Genomic DNA, 6,147 nt, shown 5'->3' on the forward strand with positions numbered 1-6,147 from the left:
CTCCTCGCCGAGGATCTTCCACAACGTCTCCCAGGCGCTCATCGGCGTTGTATCTCGCTGTAGCGCAGGGCACCGCAACGCAGGCAGCGCTCGCAGTCGAAGGTTTCCTCACCCAGTCGCAACGCCGGTTGCCGGCACCAGTCGCAACCGCCTATCAGGCAACGCAAGGTCATCCGGGTCCTCCCGCCGAATCGCTCGGCCAGCCGCCCTTTCCAGCTGTGACCGACGAGACGACGGGAAGGTGCGATCGGATTCGCCAGCGGCGCTCCTCAGGCGGGGATCGCCTTGGTCGCCGCCTCGCGCTGCCAGATCCGGTGCTGCATCAATGCCTGGCGCAGGCCGGGGAAGACATCGGTGGCCGTGGCGCCGAGCACCACGCCGGGGTCGCCAGGCAACGAAAGCTGGCTGGCCAGCGCCTGGGCATCGCCGGCGAAGGCCACTGGCTTCAGGTGCTTGTAGGCTTCCAGCAGGTAGTGCAGGCCGCGCCCGTCAGCGCCGATGGCCTGGCTGCTGGCCGCGCCGCCAGGCACGAAGACCGCGTCGAAGGCTACCGACGGCAGGCCGTCCCAGGTTCCCTCAGGGCTCAGTTCGGCGCCGTTTTCAGCCTGCACCGGCGAAGCGCTGGGCGCGATCAGCTTGGCGTCCGCGCCCTCCTGGCGGAGCGCGTCGCGCAGGTCGCTGACGTCGCTCTCGGCGACGCCGTCGGCGATCAGGATCGCCACCTTGCGCGAACGGATGTCGCCGGACAGCAGGTTCATCTGGCTCAGCGCCGGCGACGGCTTCGGCTGCGGTGCCGGGTTGGCCGGCGCGGCGAGCTGCACACCGACGTTCGCCGCGACCCTGGCGGCCAGTTGCGGATCGATGTTGAGGAGTATCTGGTTGACTTCGCGCTCACGGATCGATTGCCGCTCGACCTTGGACAGTTCGAAGCTGTAGGCGGCGACGATATGCGCCTGCTCGGCCTCGCTCATGCTGTGCCAGAACAAAGCGGCCTGGCTGAAATGATCGGCGAAGGAGTCGGCGCGCTTGCGCAGCTTGCTGCCGCTGACCGGCTCGTGGTAGCTGGAGAAGCCGCCGTTGCGCGCCGCCGGCGGGGTTTCCTTCGGCCAGCCGCCGTCGATCGAGTTCGGTTCATAGGAAGCCCGGCCGCGGTTGATGGTCTGCCGGTGCGGCGCGTCGCGCTGGTTGTTGTGGAACGGACACAGCGGGCGGTTGATCGGGATTTCGTTGAAGTTCGGCCCGCTCAGGCGCAGCAGTTGGGTGTCGGTATAGGAGAACAGCCGACCCTGCAACAGCGGGTCGTTGGTGAAGTCGATTCCGGGGACCAGGTGGCCGACGTGGAACGCCACCTGTTCGGTCTCGGCGAAGAAATTGTCGGGGTTGCGGTTGAGTACCATCCGTCCCACCACCCTTACCGGCACCAACTCCTCGGGCACCAGCTTGGTGGGGTCGAGCAGGTCGAAGTCGAAGCTGTCCTGCTGGTTCTCCGGGATCACCTGCAGGCCCAGTTCCCATTCGGGATAGTCGCCCTTCTCGATGTCCTCCCAGAGGGTCCGCCGGTTGAAGTCGGGGTCCTTGCCGGCGAGCTTCTGCGCCTCGTCCCAGACCAGCGAGCAGGTCCCGGACTTCGGTCGCCAGTGGAACTTGACCAGCACGCTCTCGCCGGCCGCGTTGACCAGGCGGAAGGTGTGCACGCCGAAGCCCTGCATGTTGCGGTAGGCGATCGGAATGGCGCGATCGGACATCAGCCACATGACCATGTGCGCCGACTCCGGGGTCAGCGAAACGAAGTCCCAGAAGGTGTCGTGGGCAGACGCTCCGGTGGGAATCTCGTTGTGCGGTTCGGGTTTCACCGCATGGACGAAGTCCGGGAACTTGATCGCATCCTGGATGAAGAACACCGGCATGTTGTTGCCGACCAGGTCGAAGTTGCCTTCGTCGGTATAGAACTTCACGGCGAAGCCGCGTACGTCACGCACCGTATCCGCGGACCCGCGCGGCCCCTGCACGGTGGAGAAACGCACGAAGACCGGGGTACGCTTGCCCGCCTCGGCGAGGAAGCCGGCCTTGGTCAGGTCGCTGAGGTCCTCGTAGGCCTCGAAGTAGCCATGCGCCGCCGAGCCACGAGCGTGGACCACGCGCTCGGGAATGCGCTCGTGGTCGAAGTGGGTGATCTTCTCGCGCATGATGAAGTCTTCGAGCAACGACGGTCCGCGCTCGCCGGCCTTCAGGGTGTTCTGGTTATCGGCGATGCGGGTGCCGGTATTGGTGCTCAGGGCCTCTCCGGTGGCGTCCTCGCGATAGGCCTCCAGCTGTTCCAGCTTGGCGTTGCTGTTGCCACGGTCGACGGTGTCGGTGCCGGCCGCCTGGCTGCGCTGCTCGTTGTTCTGCTCGCTCATCGGTTTCCTCTCCTCATCCTGGGCATGAAAATGGGGCGGATGCCTCCCTGCTCCGCCCCATTCACTTCACTGCGCGGTTATCAGTTCCCGCCGTGGCTGCGCTGGCCACCTTTCTTGCCAGCCTCGGAGGCCCGCTGCGGATCGTTCTTGAAGTTGCCGCCGCTGGCCTGGCCGCCCTTCTTGCCGGCCTCCGAAGCACGTTTCGGGTCTTCCGCGAAGTTGCCTTTACCACCTTGATGCTGTGCCATTTCTATTTCCTCCGAATAATCTCTTCAGAACAGATTTCATGGACGCATGCGTTGCGCATGCCCTAACTCTGAGAGGGTGTTTCGCCAGGGGTTCAGATTATTTTCAGCGAATGAAAGCGAAGCGTTTTGCCAGCATGTTTCGAGCGCAATCCATAGGGTTCAAAGATCCTTGCCTTATTCCATTGCCAGCATTGACAGAAATCCCAGAATTGCGTCAGATGAAAGCCCGCACATCTCGGAGGAGCACCATGAAACCCTACGAGCATCCGGCCTACAGCGATCCCGTGGTAAGCAACGAAGAACCCGATCGCGATTGCCATGAATGGAATTTCGAACCGGGAGACAGCGATCAGGAACCCTACCCCGAATATCATGGAGCGAATACCGAAGAAGACCCAGGCGGAGGCACTTAATTATTCTTTTCTATTGCAATCCCTGACATTCCGATAGACCCATTCAATAATTAATCGTCGAACTTTAAAACAAATGGAACTCGCCATGGAAAACAGTGACGAAGTGCGATTCCAGCACTATTTCATTTCTCTCGTCGAACAGGTGGCGAAACCGCTTTTCGTCGACTCCTGCGAAGAGGCGCGCAGCTACGGCCTGGACTGCAACGTGGACCTCGACCTCGACGAGGACGGCCATCCTCGCCTGCGCCTGGAAGTCGGCGAGCCGGGAGGCGAGAAAAGCCACTACAGCCTGCTGGCGATTCCCGGCGAGCGGGTCATCCATCGCCAGTACCTGGCCGGGGCCCAGGAATGGCACAGCCTGCCGGCCGAGCTGGCGTCGATCAACCCGATGGTGCTGGACAGCGAGCTGGCGGTATTCTTCCGCCGCGCCTTCGACCTTCGCCTGGAGGGCCCCGAACGCCGTCACCCGGCCGGCTTCTGGTAAGGCCCTTCATAGCTTCCAGATATCCCGGGCGTATTCGCTGATCGTCCGGTCGGCGCTGAACCAGCCGATCCGCGCCACGTTGAGCAACGCCGAGCGCCACCAGCGATCGGGCTCGCGCCAGACTTCCTCGACCCGGCACTGCGCATGCCAGTAGGCCTCGAAGTCGGCGCAGAGCATGAAGCGGTCGTCGTGCACCAGGCCGTCCACCAGCCCTTCGTAGCGGCTGCGGTCGTCGGCCGAGAACAGCCCACTGCGGATCGCCTCCAGGGCTTCCTCCAGCCGCGGCGAGGCCGCGATCACCCCGCCCATCTCCAGCTCCCCGGCTTGCCGGCGCTGCTCCACCTGCTGGGCGCTGAGGCCGAAGATGAACATGTGTTCCAGGCCGATCCGCTGGCTCATCTCGACGTTGGCGCCGTCCAGGGTGCCGATGGTCAGCGCGCCGTTGAGGGCGAACTTCATGTTGCTGGTCCCGGAGGCCTCGAGCCCGGCGGTGGAAATCTGCTCGGAGAGGTCCGCCGCGGGAATGATCGCCTCGGCCAGGCTGACGTTGTAGTTGGGCAGGAACACCAGCTTGAGCAGGCCGCGCACGGTGGGGTCGTCGTTGATGGTGCGGGCGATGTCGTTGGCCAGCTTGATGATCAGCTTGGCCTGGTGGTAGCTGGCGGCAGCCTTGCCGGCGAAGATCTTCACCCGCGGCACGCGGTCGGCGGTCGGGTCGTTGCGGATCTCCTGGTACAGCGCCACGGTGTGCAGCAGGTTGAGCAACTGCCGCTTGTATTCGTGGATACGCTTGATATGCACATCGAACAGCGCTTCCGGTTCGATCGCCACGCCGAGGCTGTCCAGCACCAGGCGCGCCAGGGCGGTCTTGTTCTGCCGGCGCTGCTCGGCGAAGCGCGCCCGCAGCCTGGCGTCCTCGACGTGTTCCTCGAGGTCAGGCAGGCGCCGTTCCGGGGTGTCCAGCAGGTCGGCGCCGAGGGTCTCCACCAGCAGCTCGGTCAACCCCGGGTTGGCCTGGAACAGCCAGCGGCGGAACGACACGCCGTTGGTCTTGTTGCTGATGCGCTGCGGATAGAGGCGATGCAGGTCATGGAACACGGTTTCGCGCATCAGCTCGGTGTGCAATGCCGATACCCCGTTGATCTGGTGCGAACCGAGGAACGCCAGGTTGCCCATGCGCACCCGTCGGCCGTGGCCCTCCTCGATCAGGCTGACCGAACGCAACAGGTCGAAGTCGTGGATGTCCTGGGCACGCAGCGCGTCTATATGGAAGGCATTGATCAGGTAGATGATCTGCATGTGGCGCGGCAACAGGCGCTCCATCAGCGCCACCGGCCAGGATTCCAGAGCTTCCGGGAGCAGCGTGTGGTTGGTGTAGGACAAGGTCGCCACGCTCAGCGCCCAGGCGTCCGGCCAGGCCAATTGGTGCACGTCCACCAGTTGCCGCATCAGCTCGGCGACGGCGATCGCCGGGTGGGTGTCGTTGAGCTGGATCGCCACCTGTTCCGGCAGGCTACGCAGGTCGTGATGATGGCGCAGGTGGCGGTCGAGCAGGTCCTGCAGCGAGGCTGAGACGAAGAAGTACTCCTGGCGCAGGCGCAGTTCCTGACCGGCCTCGGTGCTGTCGGCCGGATACAGCACCCGCGAGATGCTCTCCGCCTTGACCACGTCGACCACCGCGCCGATATGGTCGCCGGCGTTGAAACGGTCCAGTTGCAGGTCTTCCTCGGCGCGGGCGCGCCACAGGCGCAGGGTATTGACGCTGGCACGCCGCCAGCCGACGATCGGCGTGTCGTAGGCGATCGCCCGGATCCGCTCGTCCGGCCGCCAGATGGCTCGGCCACTGTGCTCGCTGTCGACCTGCACGCTGCCGCCGAAGTCGATGTAGTAGCTGACCTCGGGTCGTTCGAACTCCCAGGGATTGCCGAAGTCCAGCCAGGTCTCGGTCTGCTCCTGCTGCCAGCCGTCGGTCAGCACCTGGCGGAACAGGCCATGCTCGTAGCGGATGCCATAGCCATGCGCGGGAATGTCGAGGCTGGCCATGCTTTCCATGAAGCATGCCGCCAGGCGTCCGAGGCCGCCGTTGCCGAGCGCCGCGTCCGGCTCCAGGGCAACGATCCGCTGCAGGTCGACGCCCAGCTCGGCAAGGGCCTGGCGGGTTTCCTCGAGCAGCCCGAGGTTGCCGAGGTTGTCCAGCAACAGGCGACCGATGAGGAACTCCAGGGACAGGTAGTAGACCCGCTTGCGCGCGGGCGCTTCACCTTGCGGGGTGGCCTCCTCCCAGTGGTCGATGATGTGGTCGCGCACCGCCAGGGCCACCGCTTCGAACCAGTCGTGCGGGCAGGCGGTGGATGGGTCGCGGCCGACGCTGTAGCGCAGTTTGGCGAGGATGCTGGCTTTCAGAGTCTGGACCGCACTTGGGGTCTGGTCTTGGCTGTCGGGCATCGCCGGGCTTCCTTCCGGCCCGCCGCTGCAGGCCGGTGCTTGCGGGGTTTTCTCAGGCGCTCTTGCGTACCGGCACGGCGGCCGCCGCGCTTTCCTGGCGCAGGCGGTCGAGCAGGTCGTGGCCGGCCAGGGTCAGGTGGTGGACCACCCATTGCTCC

6 protein-coding genes are annotated in these 6,147 nt (G+C 64.9%); 2 read left to right on the forward strand and 4 right to left on the reverse strand.

Annotated features, from left to right (window positions below; translation table 11 throughout):
• Positions 1-38: 38 nt before the first annotated feature.
• The 3 genes from FFS27_RS33795 to FFS27_RS26740 all read right to left on the reverse strand — a co-directional run bounded on the left by FFS27_RS33795 (position 39) and on the right by FFS27_RS26740 (position 2,647).
• The gene (locus FFS27_RS33795) at positions 39-173 is read right to left on the reverse strand and encodes a PSPA7_2676 family Cys-rich small protein (protein WP_003160215.1); all 135 of its coding nucleotides are present in this window, start codon (positions 171-173) and stop codon (positions 39-41) included.
• Positions 174-269: 96 nt separating this feature from the next.
• Positions 270-2,399, reverse strand: coding sequence for a catalase HPII (gene katE, locus FFS27_RS26735; protein WP_021264737.1), 2,130 nt, complete (start codon positions 2,397-2,399; stop codon positions 270-272).
• A gap of 80 nt (positions 2,400-2,479) precedes the next feature.
• Entirely contained in the window at positions 2,480-2,647 is a 168-nt protein-coding gene (locus tag FFS27_RS26740; RefSeq protein WP_003088912.1) for a general stress protein, read from the reverse strand.
• A gap of 248 nt (positions 2,648-2,895) precedes the next feature.
• Between FFS27_RS26740 and FFS27_RS33370 the strand changes: the two genes are divergently transcribed.
• On the forward strand, positions 2,896-3,060 hold the full coding sequence (locus FFS27_RS33370; RefSeq protein WP_003109864.1) for a hypothetical protein: 165 nt from the start codon (positions 2,896-2,898) through the stop codon (positions 3,058-3,060).
• A gap of 85 nt (positions 3,061-3,145) precedes the next feature.
• Positions 3,146-3,544, forward strand: coding sequence for a hypothetical protein (locus FFS27_RS26745; protein WP_003100818.1), 399 nt, complete (start codon positions 3,146-3,148; stop codon positions 3,542-3,544).
• 6 nt (positions 3,545-3,550) lie between these two features.
• Here FFS27_RS26745 and FFS27_RS26750 read toward each other — a convergent pair whose 3' ends face one another.
• Complete coding sequence (locus FFS27_RS26750) at positions 3,551-5,989, reverse strand: glycogen/starch/alpha-glucan phosphorylase (protein ID WP_003100816.1); 2,439 nt, start codon at positions 5,987-5,989, stop codon at positions 3,551-3,553.
• Positions 5,990-6,147: the final 158 nt, after the last annotated feature.

Source organism: Pseudomonas sp. 2VD, from assembly GCF_005503585.1.
Lineage (GTDB): Bacteria > Pseudomonadota > Gammaproteobacteria > Pseudomonadales > Pseudomonadaceae > Pseudomonas > Pseudomonas aeruginosa.